Origin of the sequence: Cellulosimicrobium sp. AB352 (assembly GCF_049538415.1) — a bacterium.
Lineage (GTDB): Bacteria > Actinomycetota > Actinomycetes > Actinomycetales > Cellulomonadaceae > Cellulosimicrobium > Cellulosimicrobium funkei.
Genome location: NZ_JBMVFX010000011.1, coordinates 1 through 26,935, shown reverse-complemented (window position 1 = coordinate 26,935; position 26,935 = coordinate 1). Strand labels below are relative to the sequence as shown.

The 26,935-nt window shown below is 75.0% G+C and carries 24 protein-coding genes and 1 riboswitch; of the genes, 8 read left to right on the top strand and 16 right to left on the bottom strand.

Annotated features, from left to right (window positions below; genetic code table 11):
• Positions 1-136: 136 nt before the first annotated feature.
• From ACPCUX_RS09710 to ACPCUX_RS09675, 8 genes are all read right to left on the bottom strand, one after another.
• Entirely contained in the window at positions 137-1,042 is a 906-nt protein-coding gene (locus ACPCUX_RS09710) for a shikimate dehydrogenase (RefSeq protein ID WP_423388631.1), read from the bottom strand.
• A complete protein-coding gene (mltG, locus tag ACPCUX_RS09705; protein WP_423388630.1) occupies positions 1,039-2,193 on the bottom strand; it encodes an endolytic transglycosylase MltG in 1,155 nt (384 codons plus the stop codon). Before mltG ends, ACPCUX_RS09710 begins: the two co-directional genes overlap by 4 nt.
• Positions 2,190-2,726: a Holliday junction resolvase RuvX gene (gene ruvX, locus ACPCUX_RS09700; RefSeq protein ID WP_423388629.1), complete on the bottom strand. Its 537-nt coding sequence runs from the start codon at positions 2,724-2,726 to the stop codon at positions 2,190-2,192. Before ruvX ends, mltG begins: the two co-directional genes overlap by 4 nt.
• The gene (alaS, locus tag ACPCUX_RS09695; protein WP_423388628.1) at positions 2,723-5,410 is read right to left on the bottom strand and encodes an alanine--tRNA ligase; all 2,688 of its coding nucleotides are present in this window, start codon (positions 5,408-5,410) and stop codon (positions 2,723-2,725) included. The genes ruvX and alaS overlap by 4 nt, the downstream gene beginning before the upstream one ends.
• Before the next feature lie 66 nt (positions 5,411-5,476).
• On the bottom strand, positions 5,477-5,836 hold the full coding sequence (locus ACPCUX_RS09690) for a hypothetical protein (protein WP_043657021.1): 360 nt from the start codon (positions 5,834-5,836) through the stop codon (positions 5,477-5,479).
• A complete protein-coding gene (locus ACPCUX_RS09685) occupies positions 5,836-6,234 on the bottom strand; it encodes a DUF948 domain-containing protein (protein ID WP_034650677.1) in 399 nt (132 codons plus the stop codon). Before ACPCUX_RS09685 ends, ACPCUX_RS09690 begins: the two co-directional genes overlap by 1 nt.
• A 247-nt stretch (positions 6,235-6,481) precedes the next feature.
• Complete coding sequence (gene rpsD, locus ACPCUX_RS09680; protein WP_021483439.1) at positions 6,482-7,108, bottom strand: 30S ribosomal protein S4; 627 nt, start codon at positions 7,106-7,108, stop codon at positions 6,482-6,484.
• Positions 7,109-7,306: 198 nt separating this feature from the next.
• Positions 7,307-8,800 (bottom strand): replication-associated recombination protein A, encoded by a 1,494-nt coding sequence (locus ACPCUX_RS09675; RefSeq protein ID WP_043657024.1) that lies wholly within the window; start codon positions 8,798-8,800, stop codon positions 7,307-7,309.
• 121 nt (positions 8,801-8,921) lie between these two features.
• Between ACPCUX_RS09675 and ACPCUX_RS09670 the strand changes: the two genes are divergently transcribed.
• Both ACPCUX_RS09670 and ACPCUX_RS09665 read left to right on the top strand, forming a co-directional pair.
• Entirely contained in the window at positions 8,922-11,168 is a 2,247-nt protein-coding gene (locus ACPCUX_RS09670; RefSeq protein ID WP_423388627.1) for an MMPL family transporter, read from the top strand.
• Positions 11,169-11,258: 90 nt separating this feature from the next.
• The gene (locus ACPCUX_RS09665) at positions 11,259-12,017 is read left to right on the top strand and encodes a response regulator transcription factor (protein WP_061267267.1); all 759 of its coding nucleotides are present in this window, start codon (positions 11,259-11,261) and stop codon (positions 12,015-12,017) included.
• Here the strand turns inward: ACPCUX_RS09665 and ACPCUX_RS09660 are convergent.
• The 3 genes from ACPCUX_RS09660 to aspS all read right to left on the bottom strand — a co-directional run bounded on the left by ACPCUX_RS09660 (position 11,993) and on the right by aspS (position 14,552).
• A complete protein-coding gene (locus ACPCUX_RS09660) occupies positions 11,993-12,385 on the bottom strand; it encodes a hypothetical protein (RefSeq protein WP_085387988.1) in 393 nt (130 codons plus the stop codon). The genes ACPCUX_RS09665 and ACPCUX_RS09660 overlap by 25 nt on opposite strands.
• A complete protein-coding gene (locus tag ACPCUX_RS09655) occupies positions 12,382-12,519 on the bottom strand; it encodes a hypothetical protein (protein WP_158097192.1) in 138 nt (45 codons plus the stop codon). The genes ACPCUX_RS09660 and ACPCUX_RS09655 overlap by 4 nt, the downstream gene beginning before the upstream one ends.
• Positions 12,520-12,716: 197 nt before the next feature.
• Entirely contained in the window at positions 12,717-14,552 is a 1,836-nt protein-coding gene (gene aspS, locus ACPCUX_RS09650) for an aspartate--tRNA ligase (protein WP_409141751.1), read from the bottom strand.
• A 283-nt stretch (positions 14,553-14,835) separates the two neighbouring features.
• Here aspS and ACPCUX_RS09645 point away from each other — a divergent pair, with 283 nt between their 5' ends.
• Positions 14,836-15,303, top strand: coding sequence for a PPOX class F420-dependent oxidoreductase (locus tag ACPCUX_RS09645; protein ID WP_423388626.1), 468 nt, complete (start codon positions 14,836-14,838; stop codon positions 15,301-15,303).
• A 6-nt stretch (positions 15,304-15,309) separates the two neighbouring features.
• Here the strand turns inward: ACPCUX_RS09645 and ACPCUX_RS09640 are convergent, their stop codons facing one another.
• Entirely contained in the window at positions 15,310-16,965 is a 1,656-nt protein-coding gene (locus tag ACPCUX_RS09640; protein ID WP_144723136.1) for an Rv2578c family radical SAM protein, read from the bottom strand.
• 43 nt (positions 16,966-17,008) lie between these two features.
• The gene (locus ACPCUX_RS09635; protein ID WP_034650696.1) at positions 17,009-17,446 is read right to left on the bottom strand and encodes a hypothetical protein; all 438 of its coding nucleotides are present in this window, start codon (positions 17,444-17,446) and stop codon (positions 17,009-17,011) included.
• Positions 17,447-17,590: 144 nt separating this feature from the next.
• Positions 17,591-17,710: riboswitch (TPP riboswitch) on the top strand.
• 103 nt (positions 17,711-17,813) lie between these two features.
• Here ACPCUX_RS09635 and ACPCUX_RS09630 point away from each other — a divergent pair.
• From ACPCUX_RS09630 to ACPCUX_RS09620, 3 genes are read left to right on the top strand one after another with little or no spacing between them, the layout of a single operon-like run.
• Complete coding sequence (locus ACPCUX_RS09630) at positions 17,814-18,527, top strand: ECF transporter S component (protein ID WP_423388625.1); 714 nt, start codon at positions 17,814-17,816, stop codon at positions 18,525-18,527.
• A complete protein-coding gene (locus tag ACPCUX_RS09625) occupies positions 18,520-20,337 on the top strand; it encodes an ABC transporter ATP-binding protein (RefSeq protein ID WP_423388624.1) in 1,818 nt (605 codons plus the stop codon). The genes ACPCUX_RS09630 and ACPCUX_RS09625 overlap by 8 nt, the downstream gene beginning before the upstream one ends.
• On the top strand, positions 20,334-21,122 hold the full coding sequence (locus ACPCUX_RS09620) for an energy-coupling factor transporter transmembrane component T family protein (protein WP_076404909.1): 789 nt from the start codon (positions 20,334-20,336) through the stop codon (positions 21,120-21,122). The genes ACPCUX_RS09625 and ACPCUX_RS09620 overlap by 4 nt, the downstream gene beginning before the upstream one ends.
• A 17-nt stretch (positions 21,123-21,139) precedes the next feature.
• On the opposite strand, the gene ACPCUX_RS09615 is transcribed toward ACPCUX_RS09620, so the two are convergent.
• The 3 genes from ACPCUX_RS09615 to ACPCUX_RS09605 form a co-directional block, all read right to left on the bottom strand.
• The gene (locus ACPCUX_RS09615; protein ID WP_423388623.1) at positions 21,140-21,808 is read right to left on the bottom strand and encodes a M23 family metallopeptidase; all 669 of its coding nucleotides are present in this window, start codon (positions 21,806-21,808) and stop codon (positions 21,140-21,142) included.
• 28 nt (positions 21,809-21,836) lie between these two features.
• On the bottom strand, positions 21,837-23,234 hold the full coding sequence (gene hisS, locus ACPCUX_RS09610; RefSeq protein WP_423388622.1) for a histidine--tRNA ligase: 1,398 nt from the start codon (positions 23,232-23,234) through the stop codon (positions 21,837-21,839).
• A 61-nt stretch (positions 23,235-23,295) separates the two neighbouring features.
• Complete coding sequence (locus ACPCUX_RS09605; RefSeq protein ID WP_423388621.1) at positions 23,296-24,078, bottom strand: MBL fold metallo-hydrolase; 783 nt, start codon at positions 24,076-24,078, stop codon at positions 23,296-23,298.
• Positions 24,079-24,290: 212 nt separating this feature from the next.
• On the opposite strand from ACPCUX_RS09605, the gene ACPCUX_RS09600 reads away from it, so the two are divergent.
• Positions 24,291-25,040 (top strand): peptidylprolyl isomerase, encoded by a 750-nt coding sequence (locus tag ACPCUX_RS09600; protein ID WP_144682666.1) that lies wholly within the window; start codon positions 24,291-24,293, stop codon positions 25,038-25,040.
• On the top strand, positions 25,037-26,935 hold a 1,899-nt coding region (locus tag ACPCUX_RS09595; protein ID WP_423388620.1), incomplete at its 3' end, for a DUF349 domain-containing protein. The genes ACPCUX_RS09600 and ACPCUX_RS09595, both read left to right, overlap by 4 nt.

The window sequence follows — 26,935 nt, the reverse complement described above, 5'->3', positions numbered from 1 at the left end:
AAGACGGCATTCAACGCCCGCTGGTCAGAGGCTGCCACCAGAACGAACACGCCGGGAAACACTTCGCCAGATGACACGCGCCAGCCGTGCACTCGAAGCCAACGCGGACGAGCGTTTCCCCCTACTGAACTCGTCGTCAACTGCTCGCGGAACCAGGCGACGGAGTGTCCGTGTCCGCGAGAGCTCGCCCCAGTTCCCGCGCCATCAAGAGGAGCGGCGCAACACGACCCGTCATGAGCCGCACCTGCTCGGCTGCCTGGTGCAGGAGCATGCGCTCGCCACCGATCACGGTGCCTCCCGCCGCGGCCCAGGCCGTCGAGAGCGCCGTGGGCCGGGGGTCGTAGACGACGTCGAGCAGCGCGCCCGTCACGCGCGCGGCCACCTGCGCCAGCGCGTCGGCCACCGGGTCGGCCGCGCGCGACGGAAGGGTCGCGACGACAGCATCGGCCTGCCCGAGGCGGGCGACGAGCGCGGGGGACGACGGGTCGAGGATCTCGAAGCGCGGCTCGACGCCCATGCGGTGCGCCGCGCGCTGCAGCGTCCCGGTGCGCCCGAGCGAGCGCACCAGGACCGTGGGCGTGGTGCACCCGAGCTCGGCGAGGGCGGCCAGCGTGGACGCGGCCGTCGCGCCCGCGCCGAGCACGACGGCGGTCCGCGCGTCCCGCTCCCCCAGCCCCTCGCGGAGCGCGGCGACGAGCCCGTGCACGTCGGTGTTCGTCCCGACGAACGTCGGGCGCCGGCCGCCCGTGGGCTGCACGACGAGCGTGTTCACGGCGCCGACGACGTTCGCGAGCGGGTCGACGTGGTCGAGCAGCGGGATCACCGCGTGCTTGAGCGGCATGGTCAGGCTGAGGCCCGCCCACGACGCGTCGAGCCCGTTGACCAGCGCCGGGAGCTGCTCCTCGGTCGTGTCGATCGCCTCGTACGTCCAGCCGTCGAGGCCGAGCGCGTCGTACGCGGCGCGGTGGAGCACCGGGGACAGCGAGTGGGCGACGGGATGACCGAGGACGGCCGCCCGTCGGGGGGCGCGCCTCGCGCTCACCCGCCGTTCTCCGCCTGCCACTGACGAAGCTCGGCGACGTTCGCCTCGTGCTCGTCCCACGTCACGGCGAACTTCGTCTCCCCGGTCTCGAGGTTCACGGCGGTCCAGAAGATCCAGTCACCCGGTTCAGGGTTCACGACCGCGGCCAACGACTCGGCACCTGGGCTGGCGATGGGGGTCGGCGGCAGCCCCTTGTGCACGTAGGTGTTATAGGGGTTGTCGGGGTTCTGAGTGTCGTCACGCGTGAGCTCGGTCCCCGGCTTGTCCAGGCCGTAGGCGACCGCCGCATCGATCTGGAGCGCCATGTTGATCGCGAGGCGGTTCTCGATCGCGCGCGCCATCTTCGGACGGTCCGGCGCGTACTTCGCCTCGCGCTCGATGAGCGATGCCTTGTTGAGCACGGTCTCGCGGTCTTCCGCTGCCACCCCGAGCTCGTCGAGCTTCATAACCGTCTGCGAGACCATCCCCTGGATGACCCCCTGAGGGCTCACGTCTCCGGGCTCGAGGACGTACGTCGTCGGGTAGAGCCAGCCCTCGTAGTTGCCGTTCGCCTCCGCCGGCAGGCCCGTCGCGGCAGTGTCGGCCATGGCGGCCTCGAAGTCGGCGACCGGGATGTCCGTCACGGAGGACGCCTTCTCGAGGATCTGCTTGACCGTGTAGCCCTCGGGGATGGTGATCTTGGTCTCGACGCGCGAGTCGTTCGCGACCAGGCGCGCGACGGCGTCCTTCGCGGGCATGCCGAGGAGCAGGGTGTGGGTGCCCGGCTGGATCTTCCCCGCGTTCGGGTTCTCGTCGAACGCCTTCGCGAAGGCCGCCGAGCTGGCGACGACGCCGGCCTCGGTGAGCACGGCACCCATGTCACGGCCCGTGGAGCCGGGCTCGATGACGACGTCGACCGGGTCGGTGCCCGGTCCCTCGAAGTCCTTGGCCTCGAGCGGGTTGTCGAACCCGAAGAGGTCGGAGGCGTTGTTGAGCAGCAGGTACCCCGCACCGCCTACCACGAGGAGGGAGACGAGCAGCACCACGAGGGCGCGACGACGCCGGCGCTGGCGTCGCTTCTTCGCCGCCCGGCGGGCGCGCTGCTCCGAGCGCGACGAGCGCGCGGGCTGCTGCTCGCCCTGGACGGCGGGCCGTTCGAACAGGTCGGTCACGGTCGGTGGTCTCCTGTCGGGTCTACAGGTTCTCCGGCGCGCACCCCCGCGCCCCGCTCGGCCTCGAGAGCGGATTGCAGAATGATAACGGCGGCGGCCTGGTCGACGACGCTCCGGTGCTTGCGACCGGCGCGTCCCGACGCGTGCAGCGCCTGGTGGGCGCTGACGGTCGTCATCCGCTCGTCGACGAGGTGCACCGGCACCGGTGCGACGACGCGAGCCACCGCACCAGCGTACGCCCGCGCGCCCTGGGCGGCGGTGCCCTCCCCGCCCGAGAGGTGCCGCGGCAGGCCCACGTACACGACCTCGGCGTTGCGCTCCGCGACCTCGGCCGCGATGCGGGCGACGTCGGCGGGGACCGCCGCGCCGCCGCGGGTGTCGCGCGCGAGGGTCTCGACGGGGGTCGCGACGAGACCGTCGGGGTCGCTCGCGGCCAGGCCGACGCGGACGCTGCCCACGTCGACGCCGAGGCGCGCCCCCCGCGGGAGGGGGGCGCGCCCGTCGTCGGCGGGCTGCACGGGCAGGCCGGTCACGCGCCGGCCGCGGCGCCGTCGCGCACGCCCCGGAGGGCGGCGGGCAGCGCGGACACGTCCGTGCCGCCGCCCTGGGCCATGTCGTCCTTGCCGCCGCCACCGCCGCCGAGCGTCTGGGCCGCGGCCTTGGCGAGCACGCCGGCGCGCAGCCCGGCCGCGCGCGCGGAGGCGTTCGTCACGACGACGACCTGCGGGCGGCCCTTGGCGACGCCGCCGACGGCGACGACCGCAGGCTCCGCCTCGCCGAGCCGGCCGCGCACGTCGAGCGCGAGCGCGCGCAGGTCGTCCGCGGACGCGACCTCGCCGGCGTCGTGCACGACGACGCGCGTGCCGCCCACGAGCTCCGCCCCGGTGGCGAGCGTGCCGGCCGCCGCGAGGAGCTGCGCCTGCCGGAGCTGGGCGAGCTCCTTCTCGGCGTCGCGCAGGCGCGACACGAGCGTGCTCACGCGGTCGGGCAGCTCCTCGGTCCGCACGTTGAGCAGGCCCGTGAGCTGGCCCACGAGCGCGTGCTCCTTCGCCTGGAAGCCGTACGCGCCGTCTCCGACGAGCGCGTCGACGCGCCGCACGCCCGAGCCGATCGACGACTCGCCGAGCAGCGTGACGAGGCCGAGCTGGCCCGTGCGCTGCACGTGCGTGCCGGCGCAGAGCTCGCGCGACCAGTCGCCGCCGATCGAGACGACGCGCACGGTGTCGCCGTACTTCTCGCCGAACAGCGCCATCGCCCCCAGGGCGCGCGCCTCGGTGATCGGCATGAGCTGGTCCGTGACCTCGAGGTTCTCCTGGAGCTGGGTGTTGACCCGCTCCTCGATCTCCGAGAGCGCGCCCGAGGGCACGGCGGACGAGCGGCGGAAGTCGAAGCGGATGCGGCTGGGCGCGTTCTCCGACCCGGCCTGCGTCGCGTCCTTGCCGAGCGACTCCTGGAGCGCCTTGTGGATCATGTGCGTCGCCGAGTGGGCGCGGCTGATCGCCTTGCGGCGGTCGCGGTCGATCGTCGCGGTGCCCGGGTCGCCGAGCGCCGCGGTGCCCTCGACCAGGCGGCCGCGGTGCACCGACAGGTCCTTGATCGGGCGCTGCACGTCGTCGACCTCGATGGTCGCGCCGCCGTCGAGCACGATCGTGCCGTGGTCGGCGAGCTGGCCACCGGCCTCCGCGTAGAACGGGGTGCGGTCGAGCACGACCTCGACGTCCGCCGGGGCCGTCGCGGCCGGGGCGGGGACGCCGTCGACCAGCAGGCCGGCGACGCGCACCGCCGCGGACGACTCGGTGTACCCGAGGAACTCCACGGGCGCCGCGAGCTCGGACGCGAGCGACTCGTACGCGGCCGTGTCGACGCCGCCGGAGCGCTTCGCGAGCGCGTCGGCGCGCGCCCGCTGGCGCTGCTCGGTCATGAGCGCGCGGAACGCCTTCTCGTCGACCTGGACGCCCTGCTCGGCGGCCATCTCAAGCGTGAGGTCGATCGGGAAGCCGTAGGTGTCGTGCAGCGCGAACGCCTGGTCGCCGCCGAGCAGCGGCGTCCCGTCCGAGCCGGCCGCGGCCTTCGCCCGCGACACGGCGGTGTCGAGGATCGTCGTGCCGGCCGTGAGCGTGCGACGGAACGCGTCCTCCTCGGTGTAGGCGACGTCGGAGATACGCGCGAAGTCCGTCGCGACCTCCGGGTACGACGGCGCCATCGCGTCGCGGCTCACCGGGAGCAGCGCGGGCATGGCGCGGTCCTCGACGCCGAGCAGGCGCATCGCGCGCACCGAGCGGCGCAGCAGACGGCGCAGCACGTAGCCCCGGCCCTCGTTGGACGGGCGCACGCCGTCGCTCATGATCATGAGCGCCGAGCGGACGTGGTCGGCCACGACGCGCATGCGGACGTCGTCCTCGTGGTTCGCGCCGTAGCGCTTGCCCGAGAGCGCCTCGGCCGCGGTGATGACGGGGAACACCTCGTCGATCTCGTAGAGGTTGTCCTTGCCCTGGAGCAGGTAGGCGACGCGCTCCAGGCCCATGCCCGTGTCGATGTTCTTGCGCGCGAGCTCCGAGACGATCCGGAACTCCTCCTTGGACTTCACGTCGTCGATCGCGTACTGCATGAAGACGAGGTTCCAGATCTCCAGGTAGCGGTCCTCGTCGACGACGGGGCCACCCTCCTGGCCGAACTCCGGACCGCGGTCGATGTAGATCTCCGAGCACGGGCCCGCGGGGCCGGGCTGGCCCGTGGACCAGTAGTTGTCCTTCTTGCCGCGGGCCTGGATGCGCTCGTCCGGCAGGCCGGCGATGCGCTTCCAGAGCTGCCGCGCCTCGTCGTCGTCGTGGTAGACGGTGACCCACACGCTCTCGGGGTCGAAGCCGTACTTCCCCTCCTCGCGCGCGCCCGTGACGAGGTCCCAGGCGTAGGTGATCGCGCCTTCCTTGAAGTAGTCCCCGAACGAGAAGTTGCCGTTCATCTGGAAGAACGTGCCGTGACGCGTCGTCTTGCCGACCTCGTCGATGTCGAGGGTGCGCACGCACTTCTGGACGCTCGTCGCGCGGTCCCACGGCGGGGTCTGCTCCCCCGTCATGTACGGGATGAACGGGACCATGCCCGCGATGGTGAACAGCGTGGACGGGTCCGGGGAGACGAGCGACGCCGACGGCACGACGGTGTGGTCGCGGTCGGCGAAGTAGTCGAGCCAGCGCTTGCGGATCTCGGCGGTGCGCATGATGTCCTTCGGAAAGAGGTCGGTGGTCGTGCGGGGTGGTGCGGTGGGCGCCGCGGGCTCGGCGTCCTAGAAGGAGTAACCGAGCAGGTCCTCGACGTCGTCCGTGTCGTCGAAGGCGTGCCGGTCGGCGCCGGCGGGGCGCGCGTGGCGTCCGGCCGCGCGACGCGCGCGGACGGCGTCCGGGTCCTCCTGGCCCTCGGCGAGCAGCGCCGCCATGAGCTCCTGCTCGCGGGCGTCGCGCGCGAGCGCGAACTCCGTGCGGAAGTCGCGGGCGATCTCGACGACCTTCTCGCCGAGGCCGTTCACCTGCTCCGTCGCCTGGTCCACGAGCGACGCCGGCGCGTAGCGCGCGAGGACCTTCTTGCCGCGCACGACGACCACGACCGTGATCGCGACCCCGACGCCGATCCAGAAGACCCGGCGCATCAGCGCGACCCCTCGGCGCGGCTCGCGGAGCTGCCCGACGACCGTCGGCCGCCGAACGAGCGCGCGGCAGCCTGGCGCACGCCGTACGTGAACGCGGCGACCTTGACCAGCGGCGCACCGAACGTGGCGGCGTACAGGCCCGTGAGCGCGGAGACGTTCTCGCTCACCTGGGCGGCCGACGTGGTGATGGTGTCGACCTTGACGAGCTGGCTGTTCGTCGTGGCGACGGTCGTCGCGGCCTCGTCGAGGATCGGCACCGAGTGGTCGGTGACCTCCTTGATGCTCGCGCGCGCCTCGTCGAGCACGCGGCCGAGCTTGAGGAGCGGCACCGCGAGCAGGCCGACGAGCAGCACGAACGCGACGGCTGCGATGAGGCCGGCCACATCTCCCAGGGACATTCTTCCTCCAGTGCCAGTCACGGTGCCGCGGGCGCGGCACCCGCGCGCCGTGCGCGCGGGACGGTCGTCGCCGCGGGCTCCTCGCGGACGTACCCACGGCTCCGCGAAACACTACCCGCACCAGGGCGGGGACCGTCGTCGGGCGCGGCACGACGGCGCCCTTGCGGGGGCGGGCCGAGGCACCGGCCCGGACGCACGAACGCCCCGCTCGCCGACGAAGCGGTGAGCGAGGCGTCCGGGGCAGAAATCAGCGAGCGTAGTACTCGACGACGAGCTGGACCTCGCACTGCACGGGGACCTCGGCGCGCTTCGGGCGACGCGTGAGCACCGCGCTGAGCTTCTCGAGCTGGACGTCCAGGTAGCCCGGGACGGCCGGCAGCACGTCGCGGTGCGCGCCCGCGGCCGCGACCTGGAACGGCGTCGTCGCCTGGCTCTTCGGCTTGACCTGGAGGGTCTGGCCGGGCTTCACGCGGAACGACGGGCGGTCCACGATCTTGCCGTCGACGAGGATGTGGCGGTGCGTGACCGCCTGGCGCGCCTGCAGGATGGTGCGGGCGAAGCCGGCGCGGAGCACGAGGGCGTCGAGACGCATCTCGAGGTTCTCGACGAGCGCCTCACCGGTCAGGCCCTTGTCCTTGCGGGCGTCCTCGTACGCACGCGCGAGCTGCTTCTCGCGGAGCATGTACTGGGCGCGCAGACGCTGCTTCTCGCGGAGACGGACCGCGTAGTCCGACTCGGTGCGGCGGCGGGCGCGGCCGTGCTCACCCGGGGGGTACGGGCGCTTCTCGAAGTGCTTGACGGCCTTCGGGGTGAGGGCGATGCCCAGGGCGCGGCTCAGGCGGACCTGGCGGCGCGAGCGCTTGACAGACGTCACAGCGGTATCTCATTCCTGTCGTTCGGGTTCTGACGTCACACCTGGTCCCGAGAACCGGGTCCGGGTGCGGGACCAGCCGATGGACCGCGCGCTCCACCGCGAGGAGAAGCGAGGGGTCGGGGCCGAGGTCCCAGGTGGTCGCCGCGAAGGCAACCTGAGCAGTCTACCGCACGTGGGGCGCCGTGGTCCCCTCCCTCGTCAGCGCGCGGGGCCGTCCTGGTCGAGGATGTCGCGGATGCGCCCGAGGCGCTCCGTGACCTGCCGTTCGTACCCGCGGTCCGTGGGCGTGTAGTACCGCGATCCGACGAGGGAGTCCGGCAGGTACTGCTGCGCCGCGACACCGTGCGGCGCGTCGTGCGCGTACCGGTAGCCCGCGCCGTGCCCCAGCTGCTTGGCGCCCGGGTAGTGCGCGTCGCGCAGGTGCGGCGGGACGGACCCCGCCCTCCCGGCCCGCACGTCCGCGAGCGCCGCGTCGATCCCGAGGTAGGCGGCGTTCGACTTGGGGGCGGTCGCGAGGTGCACGACGGCCTCGGCGAGGACGATGCGTCCCTCGGGCATGCCGATGAGCTGGACGGCCTGGGCGGCGGCGACGGCGGTCTGTAGTGCCGAGGGGTCGGCCATGCCGACGTCCTCCGCGGCGGCGATGACGATGCGGCGGGCGATGAAGCGCGGGTCCTCCCCCGCCGCGATCATGCGGGCGAGGTAGTGCAGCGAGGCGTCGACGTCGGAGCCGCGCATCGACTTGATGAACGCGGACACGACGTCGTAGTGCTGGTCACCGTCGCGGTCGTACCGCACGGCGGCGACGTCGACGGCGCGCTCGACCGCGTCGAGGTCGACGGGCACCGGCGGGGGGCCCGCGTCGGGCGTGCCGCTCCCCGCACCCTCGGGGAGCGCAGCCTCGTCGTCGGCCGGGACGGCCGTCGTGGGCACGGGCACCGGGGCGTCGGACAGCGCGGCGCCCGCGGCGGCCTCGAGCACGGTGAGCGCCTTGCGCGCGTCGCCGCCCGCGAGGCGCACGAGGTGGTCCTCGGCCTCGTCGGTGAGCGCGACGAGGCCGCCCAACCCCCGCTCGTCGGCGACGGCGCGCCGCACGAGGGCGCGGACGTCGTCGTCCCCGAGGGGCTGGAGCGTGAGCAGGAGCGAGCGGGAGAGCAGGGGCGAGTTCACGGAGAAGCTGGGGTTCTCCGTGGTCGCCGCGACGAGCGTGACCCAACGGTTCTCGACGCTGGGCAGGAGCGCGTCCTGCTGGGACTTGGAGAAGCGGTGCACCTCGTCGATGAAGAGGACGGTCTCCTCGCCGCCGGTGGCGAGGCGGCGCCGGGCGTCCTCGACGACGGTGCGCACGTCCTTGACGCCCGCGGTGACGGCGGAGAGCTCGACGAAGCGGCGGCCGGAGGCGGTCGCGATGAGGTAGGCGAGCGTCGTCTTCCCGGTGCCGGGCGGGCCCCAGAGGATGACGGAGCCGGGCGCGGCGCGGCCGCCGGACGCGTCGCTCTCGCTGCCGGACCGGATGAGCCGCCGCAGGGGCGAGCCGGGCACGAGGAGGTGGGACTGGCCCGCGACCTCGTCGAGGGTGGCGGGGCGCATGCGCACGGCGAGCGGGGCCCCCGGTCCGGGTCGCGGCGTGCCCTGCGCGCCGGACGTGGCGGCACCGAAGAGGTCGCCGCCGAAGAGATCACCGGTGGACATGGCTCGAGCCTACGCACCGCCGCCCACGCGGCGGTGCCGGGTCGAGGAGGTCGGGTGAACGTCCGGCCCCGGGGCGCGGGGGATCTGACACGCGGCGCGGGCGGGTGGGATGCTGGCGCTCGTGTTCTCGAGCCTCGGTCGTCGTGTCGCCCGCCACCCGCGTCTCACCGTCGTCGTGTGGGTCCTGCTGACAGCGCTCGGCTTCGCGCTGGCGCTGTTCGGCGTCCACGGGGAGAGCGTGTTCGACCGTGTGACGACGGGCGCGCCGACGATCCCGGGCTCGGACAGCGAGCGGGCGTCGCAGGTCCTCGCGGAGAACGACGAGGGCGGGACGGAGATCACGCTCCTGGTGTCCGGCGTCGACCCGGCGGACCCGCAGGTCGTGGAGGCGATGACGGGGGTCGATGCCGACCTCGTCGCCGTCGAGGGCGTGGACACGGTCATCGACCCGTACGTGATCCCGGGCGGCGTGGAGGACCCGGCGGCGCAGTCGCTCGTCGCGCAGGACGGGCGCGGCTTCCTCTCGGTCGTGACCCTGCGCACCGACCTCGACGCCGAGCGCACCGACGCGGTCGCGGACCGCGTCGTCGAGCAGCTCGAGGCCGTGCCGGGCGTGCTCGCGGACGCCGCCCCGGAGGCGGCGGGCGACGCGACGGGCCTCGTGGGGTCGAACGGGCTCATCGTCGAGGCGATCACGAGCCAGGTGAAGGAGGACCTCACGACGGGTGAGGCCGTCGCCCTCCCGGTGGCGCTGCTCATCATGGTGCTCGTCTTCGGCGGGTTCCTCGCCGCGGCGATGCCGATGGCCGGGGCCGTCGCGTCGATCGGTGCCGGTCTCGGGGTGCTGCTGGGCCTGACGTACGTGCTCGACGTCGACGCCTCCATCGTCAACGTCGTCACCCTGCTCGGCCTGGGCCTGTCCATCGACTACGGGCTGCTCGTGGTGTCGCGGTTCCGGGAGGAGCTGCACCGGCTGATCGAGGCGGGCGACGACCCGTCGCTGCGCCGGCGGCGCGGCGACGGCGTGGTGCACGCGGCGCTCGTGCGCACCATGGAGACCGCGGGCCGCACGGTCGCGTTCTCGGCGCTGACGGTCGCGATCTCCATCGCGGGGCTCATGGTGTTCCGCCCCGACATCCTGCGCGCGGTCGGCGCGGCCGGGCTCGGCGTCGTCCTCGTGGCCGTCGCGACGGCGCTCACCCTCGTCCCGGCGCTGCTCGCGTACTCGGGCCGTCGCCTCGCCCGCCCCGGGCTGCTCGGCCGGGTCCCGGGCCTGCGCCGCGTGCTCGCCCGGACCGCGGACGTGCAGTCGGACGAGGGCGCGTTCTCCCGTCTCGCGGGGCGCGTCCAGCGGCACCCGCTGTGGGTGCTGCTCACCACCGCGGCGCTCCTCGTGGTCCTCGCGCTGCCGGTGCTCGGGCTGCAGCTGCGGAACTCCGGGATCGAGCTGCTCCCCCAGGGCTCTCCCCAGCGCGAGTTCGTGGACGAGCTCGCCGCGCAGTACCCGTCCAGTGCGGGCGCCCAGGTCGTCGCCGTCGTGGACGCGAGCGTCAAGGACGCCCAGGCGTGGGCCGACGACGTGGCGGCGCTCGACGGCGTCGAGAGCGTCGACCCCGCGGTGCCGCTGGGGTCGTACGCCGTCGTGGGCGTGCACGTCGACGCGGACGACGCCGGTGGCCCGGAGGCCGTGTCGGTCGTGCGGGAGGTCCGCGCGACGGACCCGGGCTTCGAGGTGTGGGTCACCGGTCAGGCGGCGGGGCAGGTCGACTTCCTCGAGGCGCTCGGCGAGCGCGTGTGGTGGGCCGTGGGGATCGTCGTCGGCGCGACGCTCGTGCTGCTGTTCCTCATGACCGGCTCCGTCGTCGTGCCGGTGAAGGCGCTCCTGACGAACGCGCTGTCGCTCGCCGCCTCGCTCGGGGTCCTCGTGTGGGTCTTCCAGGACGGTCACCTCGAAGGGCTGCTGAACTTCTCGTCCGTGGGCGGGATCGAGACGTACGTCGTCGCGCTCGTCGTCGCGTTCGCGTTCGGTCTCGCCATGGACTACGAGGTGTTCCTGCTCGCGCGCATCAAGGAGCTGTACGACGCCGGGCTCTCCAACGACGAGGCGGTCCGCCTGGGCCTGCAGCGCTCCGGGCGGATCATCACGTCGGCGGCGGCGATCATCGTCGTCGTGTTCGCGGGCTTCGTGTTCGGCGACCTGCTCGTCATCAAGGAGGTCGGGTTCGCGCTCGCCGTCGCCGTCCTCATCGACGCGACGATCGTGCGCCTCCTGCTGGTCCCCGCGACGATGACGCTGCTCGGGCGGTACAACTGGTGGGCACCCGGGCCGCTGCGCCGGGTGCACCGTCGGCTCGCGATCACCCACTGAGACGCTCCGACCGGCGGGGACGGTTCGTGCGCGGGCACTCCCGCGGGCGGCTACGGTAGGCGGCAGACTCAGTCGCACGGGGGGAGACGGATGGCGGACAACACACGCACCGCAGTCATCGTCGAGGACGACGCGGAGATCCGTGATCTCCTGCAGACGGTGCTCGGTCAGGCAGGCTTCGTCACCGAGGCGGCCGCGACCGGCGTCGAGGGCGTGGAGCTCGTCCGGCGGACCGACCCGGTCGTGACGACCCTCGACGTGAGCCTGCCCGACATCGACGGGTTCGAGGTGTGCCGGCGCATCCGTCAGATCTCCGACACCTACATCGTGATGCTCACCGCGCGCACCGACGAGATCGACACTCTCATGGGCCTGGACGCCGGTGCCGACGACTACCAGACGAAGCCGTTCCGCCCGCGCGAGCTGCGCGCCCGGATCGAGGCCCTCCTGCGGCGCCCGCGACGCGGCCTGCCGTCGGACGGTGCCGACGCCGCCCGGCCCGCCCCGGCGGACCACGAGCCGACCCTCGTGGGGTCGGACGGGCTCCTGCTGGACGTCCCGCGCCGCACCGCCACGGTCGACGGCGAGGCCGTCCACCTCACGCGCAGCGAGTACGACCTCCTGGGAGCGCTCGTCGAGGCGGCGGGTCGCGTCGTCAGCCGCAACGAGCTCGTCCGCGTCCTGTGGGGCGAGGAGTACGACGCCGGCACGTACGTCACGGACGCGGACCGGCGCAGCGTGGAGGTGCACATCGCGAACCTGCGCCGCAAGCTCGGCGACGGTCCGTCGTCGCCCCGGTGGATCCGCACCGTGCGCGGCGTCGGCTACCGGTTCGACCCCACGGGCTGACCGACGGCGGGCGGCGGGTCGCCGAGCAGCAGCGCCACCTCGTCGCACGCGCTGCGCGCGGCGGCCCGCAGCGTCGCGAGCGCGCGCGCCTCGTCCGCGGTCGTGCGGTGCCCGGCGCGGTGCCGGTCGAGCACCGCGGAGGCGGCGTCCCCGACCTCCGCGGCCCCGACCATGAGCGACGTCGACCGCACCGTGAGCAGCGTGCTGCGCGCCTCCTCGTCGTCGCCCCGGGCGAGCGCGACCGCCGCCGCGTCGACCCGTGGGACGACGAGGTCCCGGTACGCGACGAAGAAGCGCCGGACCGCCTGCACGTCGCCGTCCAGGTCGTCCGTGAGCGCCGTCCACGCCTGGCGCAGGTCCTCCCTCACGTGCGGGGGCCGTGGTGGCGGCCCGGGACGCCCCGGGTCTCGTCGGGCGTGCACCGATCACGGTCGAGCCGGGCGCCGTGGGGCGCAGGCTCGACGACGTCGACCGCGTCGCGGTCGGTGAGCAGGGCGGTCATGAGTGCCTCGTTCTCGTGGTGTCCGACGGGATCGATCCTGCGCGCCCTGGCGCGAGGGACCCGCCGCGTCGGCGCAGCGAAACCTCAGGATCTGCTCAAGATCCTGAGCTCGCGGCAGCGGGATCAACAGCTTCCGGACGCGCGGAGGGCGCGCCACCCGGCAGGGTGGCGCGCCCTCGGCGTCGAGCGTGCTGGGGTCAGGCGTCCGTGCGCCCGCTCTCACCGGTCGTGTCGCCGTCCGCGCCGCCCTCGGTGCCGCCGTCGCGCGACGGGGCGGCGGGCTTCGCGTCGACGCCCGCCTCCTTGCGCTGCTCGGGCGTGATCGGGGCCGGTGCCTGCGTCAGCGGGTCGTACCCGCCGCCCGACTTGGGGAACGCGATGACGTCGCGGATGGAGTCCGACTTCGTCAGCAGCGCGACGATGCGGTCCCAGCCGAACGCGATCCCGCCGTGCGGGGGCGCACCGAACTTGAAGGCGTCGAGCAGGAAGCCGAACTTCTCCTGCGCCTCCTCGGGCCCGATCCCCATGACGTCGAAGACGCGCTCCTGCACGTCCCGACGGTGGATACGGATGGACCCGCCGCCGATCTCGTTGCCGTTGCACACGATGTCGTAGGCGTAGGCGAGCGCCTCGCCCGGGTTCTGCTCGAACGTGTCGACCCAGTCCGGGGTGGGCGACGTGAACGCGTGGTGCACGGCGGTCCAGGCGGAGTGGCCCAGGTCGACGTCGTCGTCCTCACCGGTCGGCTTGAACAGCGGCGCGTCGACGATCCAGACGAACGCCCACGCGTCGTCGTCGATCTGACCCGTCCGCTTCGCGATCTCCTGGCGCGCGGCGCCGAGCAGTGCGCGCGAGTCCGACGTCTTGCCCGCGGCGAAGAACACGGCGTCCCCCGGCTGCGCGCCGGTCGCGTCGCGCAGGCCCTCGCGCTCGGCGTCGGACAGGTTCTTCGCGACGGGGCCGCCGAGCGTGCCGTCCTCGCCGAACGTCACGTACGCGAGGCCGCGAGCGCCGCGCTGCTTGGCCCACTCCTGCCACGCGTCGAACTGGCGACGCGGCTGCGAGGCCCCGCCCGCCATGACGACGGCGCCGACGTACTCGGCCTGGAACACGCGGAACGGGGTGTCCTGGAAGTAGTCCGTGAGCTCGACGAGGGGGTTGCCGAACCGGAGGTCGGGCTTGTCGGACCCGTACAGCCGCATGGCGTCGTGGAAGGTCATGCGCGGGATGGGCGTCGGGATCGTGTACCCGATGAGCTCCCACAGCGCGACGAGGATCTTCTCGGCGAGCGCGATGACGTCGTCCTGCTCGACGAAGCTCATCTCGACGTCGAGCTGCGTGAACTCGGGCTGGCGGTCGGCGCGGAAGTCCTCGTCGCGGTAGCAGCGCGCGATCTGGTAGTAGCGCTCCATGCCCGCGACCATGAGGAGCTGCTTGAACAGCTGGGGCGACTGCGGCAGCGCGTACCAGGAGCCGGGCGCGAGGCGCGCGGGCACGAGGAAGTCGCGCGCGCCCTCGGGCGTCGAGCGGGTGAGCGTCGGCGTCTCGATCTCGACGAACTCCTCGGCGTCGAGCACGCGGCGTGCGGCCTGGTTCGCCTTGGCGCGCAGGCGCAGGGCGTGCGCGGGGGCGGGCCGGCGCAGGTCGAGGTAGCGGTGCTTGAGGCGCGCCTCCTCGCCGATCGTCTCGGTGTCCGCGAGCGCCGTCGACACCTGGAACGGCAGGGCCTCGGAGGTGTTGAGCACGACGACGTCGGTCGCGACGACCTCGATCTCGCCCGTGGGCAGGGACGGGTTCTCGTTCCCGTCGGGGCGGCGCGAGACCTCGCCCGTGACCTGGAGGACGAACTCGTTGCGCAGCGGGTGCGCGACGGCCTCGTCGCGGATGACGACCTGGGCGATGCCGGAGGCGTCGCGCAGGTCGATGAAGGCGACGCCGCCGTGATCGCGCCGACGGTCGACCCAGCCCGTGAGGGTGACGGTCTGACCGGTGTGCTCGGCCCGCAGTGAGCCGGCCGTTCGGGTGCGCAGCACGGAGGGTTCCTTCCAGGTGGGCGGTGGGGGGTCGCGCTCCCGGAGCGGGGGCGCGTCCGCTGAAGTCTAGTGCGGGCGGGCGGGCGGCTCGACCGGATACCTCCGACCGGAGGCGGTCGACGGTCGGCTCTCGACCGGCGGGGGCGACCGGATACCGTGGCGGTGCCGCCGCGACGTCCCGTGGCGGCACCGCCGGGACCGGCGCGGCGCCTGCGGGCGCGCACGGGCCGACCGGCCGCGGCAGGGCCGTCCGGCCCGCCGCCCGCACGAAGGAGGGTGACCCGTGGCACGCACCATCGCGACGAACCGGCGCGTCGAGCGCGACGAGCTCGAGGAGTTCCTGCGCTCCCGGCACGACGGCGTCCTCGCCACCACCCGCGCCGACGGCCGTCCCCAGCTCAGCCCGGTCACGTACGGGGTCGACGACGCGGGTCGGGTCGTCGTGTCGACGTACCCGGAGCGCGCCAAGGCGGTCAACGTGCGCCGCGACCCGCGCGCGTCGCTGCTGTCCCTGGGCGAGCGGTTCTCCGACCCGTGGGTGCAGGTCGACGGCGAGGCGGAGGTGATCGACCTGCCCGAGTCGGTCGAGCCGCTCGTCGACTACTACCGCGCCGTGGGCGGCGAGCACCCGGACTGGGACGAGTACCGCGCCGCGATGGTCACCCAGGGCAAGTCGCTCGTGCGGCTGACGATCACGCGCTGGGGACCGGTGGCGACGGGCGGCTTCCCGGCGCGCCTCGCCGACGCCTGAGACAGGTCAGAACAGGACCTGCTCCACTCCCCCGCCGACGACGTCGAGCCCGCCGCCGTCCACGGGCATGCCCGCGAGCGCCCCGCCGTGGCCGTGGCGCGCGTCCTGCGGCGCCGGGTCGACGGCGAGGCTGCCGGCCGGGTAGGCGCCGTCCGTCGGCGGCCCTGGCCGGCGGTGCCGGTCGCCGGGCTCGCCGCGGCGGAACCGGCCCTCGACGCCCGCGGGGCCGCGGTGCCCCGCGACGGCGAACCCGCGCGCCTCGAGCATCGGCCGCACCCGGTCCCACAGCCAGGACCGGTACGCCGTCGAGGCGTACGTGCCGCAGCCGTACACGCGCTCGTAACCGGGGACGAGCCGCGGGTGCTCGCGCGCGAGCCAGCCCATGTACCACTCGCGAGTGCCGGGCTTGAGGTGCAGCGGCAGCACCGTGACGCCGGTCGCGCCCGCGTCCTTGACGGCGTCGAGCAGCTCGGTGAGCGCGCGGGTCGAGTCGGTGAGCCACGGCAGCACGGGGGCGACCATGACGCCGCACGGCAGACCGGCCTCCCGGACCGTGCGGACGAGGTCGAGCCGCGCGCGCGGCGAGGGCGTGCCCGGCTCGACGCTCGCCTGGAGCTCGGGGTCCAGGAGCGCGAGGGACACGCCGATCCCGACCTCGACGCGCGAGGCGGCGTCGACGAGCAGGGGCAGGTCCCGGCGCAGGAGCGTGCCTTTAGTCAGCACGGACAGCGGCGTGCCCGACCCGGCGAGCGCGTCGATGATGCCGGGCATGAGGCGGTAGCGACCCTCGGCGCGCTGGTACGGGTCGGTGTTGGTGCCGAGCGCGACGGCCTCGCGCGCCCAGGACGGGCGGGCGAGCTCGGCCCGCAGCACGTCGTCGACGTTGACCTTGACCACGACCTCCCGGTCGAAGTCCTCCCCCGCGTCGAGGTCGAGGTACTGGTGCGTGGGGCGGGCGAAGCAGTTGTGGCTCACGACCCCCGCGGCGACGAAGTCGCGCGTGCCGGTCGTGATGTCGACCAGCTCCGTCGTCTCCCCCGGCCCGTCGAGCGCTTCCAGGGAGTCGACGCGCAGCGCCTCGCCGCCGGTGACGTCCTGGCCGTCGAGGACGGGCCGCCCCTCCGCGAGCGCCGCGGCGCCCGGCCCGACGAGTACGTCGCCGAGCGCCAGGCGGGCACGGTGCCCGGCACCGCCGACGACGTGGCGCCACCCGCGCTCGGTGAGGAACCGGTGGTCGCCGCTCGCGACGAGGCGCGTGCCGTCGGCGAGGGTCACGCGGTAGGCGCGCTTGCGGGTGGTCCAGCGGTCGAGCACGCGGGTACGCACGTAGCGCCGGTACGCGCCGTGCGGGACGGTGCCGACGATCTCGTCGCCGACACGCAGCTCGCCGATCGGCCGTTGCGCGCCGTCGGCCAGCAGCACCGGGGTGGCGGGCGCGAGGCAGTAGGAGCACGCGTGGCTGCACCCGCGGTACGGGTTGACGGTCCACCGGAACGGCATGCGCGACATCGCCGGCACCTTGGACAGCGCGCTCTTGGCCGTGACCTCGTGGAACGTGATGCCCGCGAACTCGGGCGTGCGCACGCTGCGGACGAGGCCGACCCGCTCCAGCCCGGGGAGCGCGCCGTCGTCCGCGCCGAGCACCTGTCCGTCCCACCGCATCGCGCCATTCGAACAAACGTTCGAACGCGCTGTCAAGAGCGGGTCAGCCGTCGGCGGACCACGCCTTGAGCAGCGCCAGGTTCCCGAGGGGGATGTGGTGGCCGATGCGCGGGTGGTCCAGCGCGACACCGACGACCCCGGCCGCGCCGAAGGACGCGACGTAGTCGATCGCCGCCGGCACAGGTACCCCGAGCAGCGGCACGGAGCCTGTCTCGTCGTCCGCCAGACCGAGCGCCCGGGCCGCCTCGTCCGCGCGCGCGGCGCTGCTGTAGAGGCAGATCATGGGCCCCTGGTCCGCAGCGACGGCGTACGGACGGGGCTGGTCCTCGGACCCCCGCGCGATGAAGAACCACGTGCCGAGGCGCACCGTCTGCCGCCACAGCGCGATCTGCGCCGACGTGTCGCCCGCGGGCGCGCTCCGCACGGCCTCGTCGAGGCGGTCCAGCTCTGCGACCGCGGCGGAATCGTTGTCTCGGGTCATGCGCGCTGCCTCGTCCCTCGTGGTCGGAGCCCGTCCCCGGTCCGCGCGGGCTCCTCGTCGCCGTCACCTTCTCACGGCGGCCGGGCGTCCCGGTGGGTGAGACGCCGGGATTGTCCGGCGGGCGTCCAGGCCCTAGGGTCGGGCCGAACGCCCCCGGGGAGCGCATGAGCGCTGAGAGTGCAGGCCGGACACCCGTCCCCCCTGCAGACCCGTGGAACCTGATCTGGTTCGTACCAGCGAAGGGAGCAGGGCGGACGTCACCGTCCCCTGCGCGCTCGTGCCCGCGCCCCGCGCGTGCCGTCCGCGCGGGGCGCGGTGGCGCGCCGTCGTGCACCCCTCGCCCCGGGGGCCCGACGGAGGGAACCGCATGACCGAGCCCCGCACCACGCCGCCCCGGGCGACCCCGCCCACCCCCACGCCCGGCGCCACGCCCGACGGCGTGCCCGACGGCGCGCGGCCCGCCCCTGGTCTCCACGAGGCCGTCGCCGCTCCCCCGAGCCGTGCCCGTCGCCGCGGCCTCACCCTCCACGAGACGGTCCTCGTCGCCGTGCTGGGGGTCGTGTTCGGGTTCGTCTACTGGGCGTTCGTGCAGCTCTGGGCCCCGCTCCAGCTCGCCATGGGACCGCTCGCGGACCTCGCCGCCAACGTGCTCGCGGGCGCGTGGATCGTCGTCGGCCCCCTCGCGACGTACATCGTGCGCAAGCCGGGCGTCGGCATCCTCACCGAGACGCTCGCGGCGCTCGTCGAGGTGGTCTTCCTCGCGTCGCCCGCCGGCCCGCTGCTCGTCCTCGTGGGGCTCGTCCAGGGCGTTGGGGCCGAGGTCCCCTTCGCCCTCACCCGGTACCGCCGCTACGGCTGGTGGGTCTTCGTCGCGTCGGGCGTCAGCGCGGCGCTCGTCACGTACGCGTTCAACGCGGTCCGGTTCGGCTGGCTCGGGCAGGACTACGCGATGCTCCGGCTCGGCGTACAGGTCGTCTCGTGCGTCGTGCTGTGCGGGATCGCGGCGCGCCTCCTCGGCGACGCCCTCGCCCGCACCGGCGCGCTCGACGCCTTCGCGATCGGGGCCGACCGCCGTGGCTGAGGCACCGACCGCCGCACCGGACGTCACGCCGGACGCCGTGCCCGGCGACGTGCCCGGCGACGTGCCCGACGCCGTCGCCGCCGCCGGTCTGACCGTCACCGTGGGCCACGACGGCACGCGCGTGCTCGACGACCTCACGCTCACCGTCCCCGCGGGCACCGGGCTGCTCGTGCTCGGCCCCTCGGGCTGCGGGAAGTCCACGCTGCTGCGTGCGCTCGTCGGCGTCGTGCCTCACACGCTCCCGGGGTCGGTCACGGGCGACCTGCGCGTGACGGGCGTCGACCCGCGCGACACGACCCCGGCGGCGCTCGCCGCGCGCGTCGGCCTCGTCCAGCAGCGGCCGGGCGACCAGCTCTGCCTCGCCCGCGTCGACGACGAGCTGCGGTTCGCGCTCGAGAACCGGGCGGCGGACCCGCGCACGATGGACGCCCGCGCCGCCACCGCGCTCGCCGCCGTCGGTGCGGACCACCTGCACGACCGGCCGACCCACGCGCTGTCGGGGGGCGAGGCGCAGCGCGTCGCCCTCGCGGCGGCGCTCGTCGCCGACCCCGAGCTCGTGGTCCTCGACGAGCCGACGGCGTTCCTCGACCCGGCGGCGGCGCACGAGGTCGGGACGCTCGTGGGCGGGCTCGTCCGGGCGCCCGGACGGGACGCGCCCGACACCCCCGGCCGGTCGGTCGTGCTCGTCGAGCACCGCCTCGACGACGTCGGGACACTCCCGGCCGCGACGCTCGTGCTCGACGACACCGGTCGCGTCGTCGCGCACGGCCCCACGACCGCCGTCCTGCGCGCGCACGCCGCCACGCTCGCCGCGCTCGGGTGCTGGCTGCCGCTCGACATCCGGCTGGAGCGCGCCGGAGCCCCGGGCCCGCTCGGCGCACCCGCGACCGACGCCTGGCTCGTCAACCTCGGGCGCACCGCCGACCCCCGCACCGTCGACCCCCGCGCCGCGGACGCCGGCCCGGTCGCCCTGCGTGCCCGACGCCTCGCGGTGCACCGTGCCGCGGCAGGCCACCGGCGGCGCGGGCGGGACGAGACGCCGGTGGTGCGCGACGTCGACCTCGACGTGCACGCGGGTGAGGTGCTCGCGGTGGTGGGGCCGAACGGCGGCGGCAAGTCGACCCTCCTGCGCGGGCTGGCGGGACTCGAACGGACCACGGGCGAGGTCACGACGGCGCCCGGTGCGCCCGTCGCGATGGTGTTCCAGGACCCGGAGCACCAGCTCCTCGCGCGCACGGTCCGCGACGAGGTCGCCTGGTCGGCCCGGCTCGCGCGGCTCGACGGCGTCGACGGACGCGTCGCGCGCACCCTGGACGCGTTCGCCCTCGCGCACCTCGCCGACGCGAACCCGTACCGGCTCTCCGGCGGCGAGCAGCGGCGCCTTTCCCTCGCGACGGCGACGGTGCTCGACCCGCCCGTCCTCCTCGCCGACGAGCCCACGTCGGGGCTCGACCGCGCCCAGGCGGACGCCGTCGCCCACGCGCTGCGCGAGCGCGCCGACGCGGGCGGCGCGGTGGTCGTCGTCACGCACGACCTCGCGCTCGTCGCGGCCCTCGCCGACCGTGTCGCCGTCGTCGTCGGCGGCCGGCTCGTGGCGCTGGGGCCGCCCGCCACCGTGCTGGCCGACGACGCGCTGTGCCGGCGCGCCCGCCTGCGCCGTCCTCCCCTGCTCGCGTGGTGGGCCCGCACGGGCCGCCGCCACGGGGTGGACCCGGGCGCGCTCGTCCGGGCGCTCGACGCCACCGTCGGCGCCGTCGCAGCCGACCCCGCAGAGACCGCGCCCGCAGCCCTCGCGGAGGTCGCCCCGTGACCGCTCCGCACAGCACGCCCCTCGGGCGCTGGAACCCGACGGTCAAGCTCGCGACCGTCCTCGTCGTGTCGACGGGTGCGCTGCTCGTCACCGACCCGTACACCCCCGCGATCGGGTGGGTGCTCACGGTCGCGGCGCTGCTGGTCGCGGGACGCGTCCCCGTGCGCACGCTCGCCCTGGCGCACGTGCCCTTCCTCGTGTTCGCGACGAGCCTGCTGGTCGTCAACGTCGCCACCCGGCCCGGCGGCGACCCGGTCGACCTGGGCCCGGTCACCGTCGGCTCCGACGGCCTGACGATCGGCGCCGGGCTCGCCGTGCGCACGCTGCTCGTCGGCGCCCTCTCGCTCACGGTCGCGGTGACGACCGACCCGGTGCACCTCATGACGAGCCTCCACCAGCACGGGCGGCTGCCCCTGACGTGGACGTACGCGGTGCTCGCGGCCCACCGGCTGCTCGTCGAGCTGCCCGACGCCTGGCACACGATCCGCTGCGCGCAGGCCGTGCGCGACCCGCGGCGGCGGCCCGGCACGCTCCCCCGGTCCCCCCGCGCGCTCGGGACCGCCGCGTTCGCCCTCCTCGTCGGCGCCGTGCGCCGGTCCGAGCGCCTGACCGTGGCGCTCGAGTCGCGCGGCCTGGGCTCCGGTCCACGCACCACGGCGCGGCCCGTCCCGCTCGGCGTGCCCGACGTCGTCGCCGCGGTCGTCGTGCTCGCCGTCGCCGCGGCGGTGGTCGTCGTCGGGGTCCGTGCGGGCTGGGTCACGGGGCTGGGCGCGCTCACGGCGTGAGGCTTGCCGGACCGCGGTCACGCAGGCTCGACGACCGCGCCCTCCGCCGGGACGCCGAGGTCCACGACGCGCGACGAGCCGTCGCGGGACCGCTCGCGGAAGCCCCGGAAGACGAGCGGCAGCCCGCGGGCGGCGAGCGCGTCCGGCGCGTCCATGACCTGCAGGTGCACGTGCGGCTGCGTCGAGTTCCCCGAGCTCCCGCACCGGCCCAGCTCGTCGCCCGCCTCGACCCGTCGGCCGGGCACGACGGCCACGGACCCGGCGCGCAGGTGCGCGAGGACGACGTACGTGCCGGGCGGGTCCAGGGCGAGCACCACGTGGTTGCCCGCGAGCGCCGCGGCACCGCCGCGCGCCCGCGCCGCCTGCGTGAGCGCGTAGCCGAGCAGCGCGGTGGGCGACCGGCGGGCCTCGTGGTCGGGCTCGCCGTCGTGCACCGTGACGACGGTGCCCGCCGCCGGGGCGAGCACGGGCCGCCCGAACGCGACGAACCGTTCGGGCGGCTCGGTGCTCAGCACGGTGCGCCAGTCGCGCATGGCGGCGGTGCGCCGCCCTCGGACGGCGACGAAGTCGATCGCGTACGTCGTCGCGAAGAGGTCGGTGCCGTGGCTCGGCACGCGGCGCGCCGGGCTGTTGCGCACGAGCCACGTCCCCTGGAAGGGCAGGGCGAGCTCGACCGGTCGCGTCACGTCGCCCTCCCCTCCCCGGTGCGGCGGGTCAGCCCTCCACGGGCACGACGCGCGGGAAGCGGTCCTCGGCGGGCGGCTCCCACGTCGCGGCGTCGGCGTCGACCTGCTCCCCCGAGCGGATGTCCTTCACCTGGTCGGGCGAGCGCGTGCCGTCGTGCTCGACGCGCCCGGGGAACCAGACGAACGGGATGCCGCGCCGGTCGGCGTAGCGGATCTGCTTGCCGAACTTCGCGGCGGCGGGCGCGACCTCGACCGGCACCCCGCGGGCGCGCAGCGCGTGCGCGACCGCGTCGGAGGCGTCGCGCGTCTCCTCGCTCGTGACGGCCACGACGACGGCGCTCGGCACCGCGCGCGTCGCGCGCACGAGGCCGGCGGAGAGCAGGCGCGACACGAGCCGGGACACGCCGATCGACAGGCCGACGCCGGGGTAGGTGTTCGCGCCGTCGGACGCGAGGGTGTCGTAGCGGCCGCCCGAGCAGATCGAGCCGAGCTGCTCGTGGCCCACGAGCACGGTCTCGTACACGGACCCGGTGTAGTAGTCGAGGCCGCGCGCGATCTTGAGGTCGGCGACGACGACGCCCGGGGCGCGCGCGCTCGCGGCCTCGATCAGCGCGCCGAGCTCGCCGAGCCCGGTCTCCAGCAGCTCGTTCTCCACGCCGTGCTCGGCCGCGAGCGCCCGCACGCGGTCGACCACGCCGGCGTCGCTCCCGCTGATGCCCGCGAGCGCGAGGCACGCCTGCGCCTGCTCGGGCGTCGTGCCCGCCTCGGACTCGAGCAGCGCGGCGACCTTCTCGGGGCCGACCTTGTCGAGCTTGTCGATCTGGCGCAGGACGTCGTCGACCGCGTCGATGCCGAGCCCGCGGTAGAACCCCTCGGCGACCCGGCGGTTGTTCACGAGGACGCGGACCTCGGGCACCCCGATGTCGCGCAGCGCGCCCAGGGCCTCGGCCATGACGAGCGGCAGCTCGACCTCGTAGTGGTAGGGCAGCTCGCCCGCGCCGACGACGTCGACGTCGGCCTGGGTGAACTCGCGGAAGCGCCCGTCCTGGGGGCGCTCGCCGCGCCACACCTTCTGGATCTGGTAGCGCTTGAAGGGGAACGCGAGGTGCCCGGCGTTCTCGAGCACGTAGCGCGCGAACGGGACGGTCAGGTCGAAGTGCAGGCCGAGCTGCTTGTCGCCCTTCGCGGCCGACCCGGCCGCGGCGTCGTCCTGCGTCTCTTCCTGGAGCCTGCGCAGGACGTAGACCTCCTTCGACGTCTCCCCCTTGCGCAGGAGCTGGTCGAGCGGCTCGACCGCGCGCGTCTCGATCCCGGCGAACCCGTGCAGCTCGAACACCCGGCGCAGGGTGTCGAGGACGTGCTGCTCGACGATCCGACCGTCGGGGAGCCATTCGGGGAAACCGGAGAGGGGTGTGGGCCTGGCCATGGGTCAGATCTTCCCAGACACCGGGACCGACGACCGCATCGTCCGGCCCCCGGACCCGCGCTCAGCGGGCGAGGAAGGGGTTCGTCGCCAGCTCGCGCGCGACCGTCGTCGCCGGGCCGTGCCCCGGGAGCACGTCCCAGGCCGGGTCCAGGTGCGCGACGACGTCGCGCAGGGTGCGGGCCATCGTCGCGCCGTCCCCGCCCGGCAGGTCGGTGCGGCCGACGGAGCCCGCGAAGAGGACGTCGCCGCTGAGCACGAGGCCCGATCCCGGCTCGCCGACCAGGTAGAGCGTGGAGCCCTCGGTGTGCCCGGGCGCGCCCACCGCGCGCAGCGCGACGCCGCCCCAGCGCAGCTCCCGCTCGCCGCCCGCGGGCACGTCGAACGTCTCGACGCGGCCCGGCTCGCGGTAGTCCTGCGGCCCGGCGCCTGCCGCCGCGAGCGCCGCGCCGAGCGGGCCGGACACGACGGCGCCCGGCCGGCTCGCGGCGGACCCGCCGTGCTCCAGGCTCCCGAACGGGTCCGCGAGCCGGTACGCGTCGGCCGCGTGCAGCACGACGGGCACCCCGAAGCGGTCGACGAGCGCGGCGGCGTCCCACGTGTGGTCGACGTGGCCGTGCGTCGCGAGCACCGCGCGGGGCACGAGGCCGGCGGAGCGGACGTGCGCGACGACGGCGTCCGCGACCCCCGCCCCCGCGTCGATCACGACGCAGTCGCCGCCCGGAGCGCTCACCACCGTGCAGTTCGTGCCGAAGACGGGCGCCACCACCACGTGCACGGCCGGTCCGGGCGGGATCGGGCCGTGCTCGGCCGGGGGCGTCGGCGTCGTGCCACGAGGTCGGTCCACGAGGGCGAGGGTAGCCCGCGGCACGGGCGGCGGGGCGGCTCCGGGCGGGCGCAGCGCGGGTTGCGGGCGGCGCCGTCGATACCGGACCGTGACCTGCGCGCGGCAAATCCACCCGCCACCAGGGTTCTCGGTGCCTAGACTGTCCCGTACCGACCACGGCAGCACCGGGGTCGACCGTGCGCGCCGTCGCGGCGCCGGACGAAGGAGCTGGGGTGTCGACGAAGAGTCGCGAGCGCGAGCAGGCGCGTCGTCGTGAGGAGAAGTGGGACCGTCACGTGGCCCAGCTCCGGGCGAAGCGCCAGCGCACGTGGTCGATCGTGGGCGTCGTCGTCGCGCTCGTCGTGATCGGCGTCGCCGTCTGGTGGGCGCTCGCCGCCACCCAGGATCCCGGCACCGACCCGGGCGGCGACACGGGCGCGGCGCCCTCGGGCGAGCACACCCTGCCGCCCGCGTCCGCCGCCGAGGGCCGTGACTGGACCACCACGCTCACCACGAGCGCGGGCGACCTCACGCTCACGCTCGACGGCGCGGCCGCCCCGCAGGCGGTCGCGAGCTTCGTGTCCCTCGCCGAGTCCGGGTACTTCGACGGCACGTCGTGCCACCGCCTCACGACGTCGGGCATCTACGTGCTCCAGTGCGGCGACCCGACGGGCACCGGCACGGGCGACCCGGGCTACAAGTTCGGCCCCGTCGAGAACGCCCCCACCGACGACGTCTACCCCGCGGGGACCGTCGCCATGGCCCGCCAGGGCGGGGACGCCGACTCGATGGGCTCGCAGTTCTTCCTCGTCTACGAGGACTCGACCATCCCGTCCGACGCAGCGGGTGGTTACACGGTGTTCGGCACCATCACGTCCGGCCTGGACGTCGTCCAGGCAGTCGCTGACGCGGGGACGCAGGACGGATCCGGCGACGGGTCCCCCGCCACCCCGGTCACCATCGAAGGAGTTGAGACCCAGTGAGCGATCCCGCCCAGAACCAGGCGAGCGCACCGGCACCGGAGCCCGCGGAGGCGAGCGAGACCGGACGGGTCGACGCGACAGACGTGGAGCCGACGCCGGAGGCCACCTCGGCCACCGAGGCCACCTCGGCCACCGAGGCCACCGAGGCCACCGAGGCCACCGAGGCCACCGAGGCCACCGAGGCCACCGAGGCCACCGACGAGGGTCCCGCCTCCGCCGCGGCCGAGGTCGCCGCCCCGGCCGAGCAGGTGGAGGCCACGCCTGCCGCCCAGGCCGAGGCGACCGACGCACCGGCAGCGGAGGCCGAGACCGCCCCCGCGGCCGAGCAGACCGGGGCCCCCGCGGCCGACGACGCTCCCGCCGCCGAGGCCGAGACCGACACGCCCGCTGCCGCGGCAGCGGAGGCGCCTGCCGCCGACGCAGCCGACGACGCAGCTCCCACCACCGGGGCGACGGCACCCGCTGAGACGACGGCACCCGCCGGGGCGGCACCCCGGCCCGCCGCCCCGCGTCCCGGGCCGCGGCCCAAGCCGTCGGCGCTCCCGCACCCACCGCGCAAGCCGGCCGCCCCGGCCGCGGGCGCTCCCGCCGCAGCGGCCGTCGTGCCGGAGGTCCCGGCCGTCCCGGCGCTGGCCGACGACTCGGCCGCCGCCAAGGCCGCCGCCGCGTTCGGTCGGGTCGACGAGGACGGCACGGTGTACGTCCGCGAGAGCGCGGGCGAGCGCTCCGTCGGGCAGTTCCCGGGCGTCGGCGCCGACGAGGCCCTCACGCTGTACGTGCGCCGCTACCTCGACCTCCAGGCGAAGGTCGCGCTGTTCGAGGCGCGGCTGACGAGCACAGACCTGTCGGTCAAGGAGATCGACCAGACGATCGCCCGGCTCACCGAGGAGACCGCGGAGCCCTCCGCGGTCGGCGACCTCGACGGGCTCCGGGCGCAGGTCGAGTCGCTGCGCGGCGCCGCTGCCGAGCGTCGCGCACAGCTCGAGGCGGAGCGCGCCGCGGCGAAGGCCGCGGCTCTCGAGGCCCGCACGGAGATCATCGAGGCTGCGGAGAAGATCGCCGCGACCGACCCGAGCCGCATGCAGTGGCGGCCCGCGGGCGAGGAGCTGCGCGGGCTGCTGGAGCGCTGGAAGGAGGCCCAGCGCTCGGGACCGCGCATCGACCGCGCGAGCGAGGAGGCGCTGTGGAAGCGGTTCAGCCACGCGCGCACCGCGTTCGACCGCGAGCGCCGGCACTACTTCGCCGAGCTCGAGCAGCGCAACGCCTCCGCCAAGGCCGCGAAGGAGAAGCTGGTCGCAGAGGCCGAGGCGCTGTCGTCGAGCACCGACTGGGGCCCGACGGCGGGCGCGTACCGCGACCTCATGGCGCGCTGGAAGGCCGCGGGCCGGGCGAGCCGCAAGGACGACGACGCGCTGTGGGCCCGCTTCCGCGCCGCCCAGGACACGTTCTTCCAGGCGCGCGACGCGGTGAACTCCGCGACGGACGCCGAGTACGCGGCGAACCTCGAGGTCAAGGAGGCGCTGCTCACCGAGGCGGAGGCGCTCGTGCCCGTCAAGGACCTCGCCGCGGCCAAGGCTGCGCTGCGCGACCTCCAGGAGCGCTGGGAGGAGGCCGGCCGCGTGCCGCGCGGCGACCTGCAGCGCGTCGAGGGCCGCCTGCGTGCCGTCGAGAACGCGGTCCGCGACGCCGAGCAGGCGCAGTGGACGCGGAGCAACCCCGAGACGCGCGCCCGCGCGGAGGGTGCGGCGGCACAGCTCGAGGCCGCGATCGAGGCGCTCGAGGCCGACCTCGCCGCCGCGCAGAGCCGCGGGGACGCGCGCGCGGTCAAGGAGGCCGAGACGGCGCTCGCCGCGCGGCGCTCCTGGCTCGAGCAGGTCGTCCGCGCGGCGGAGGAC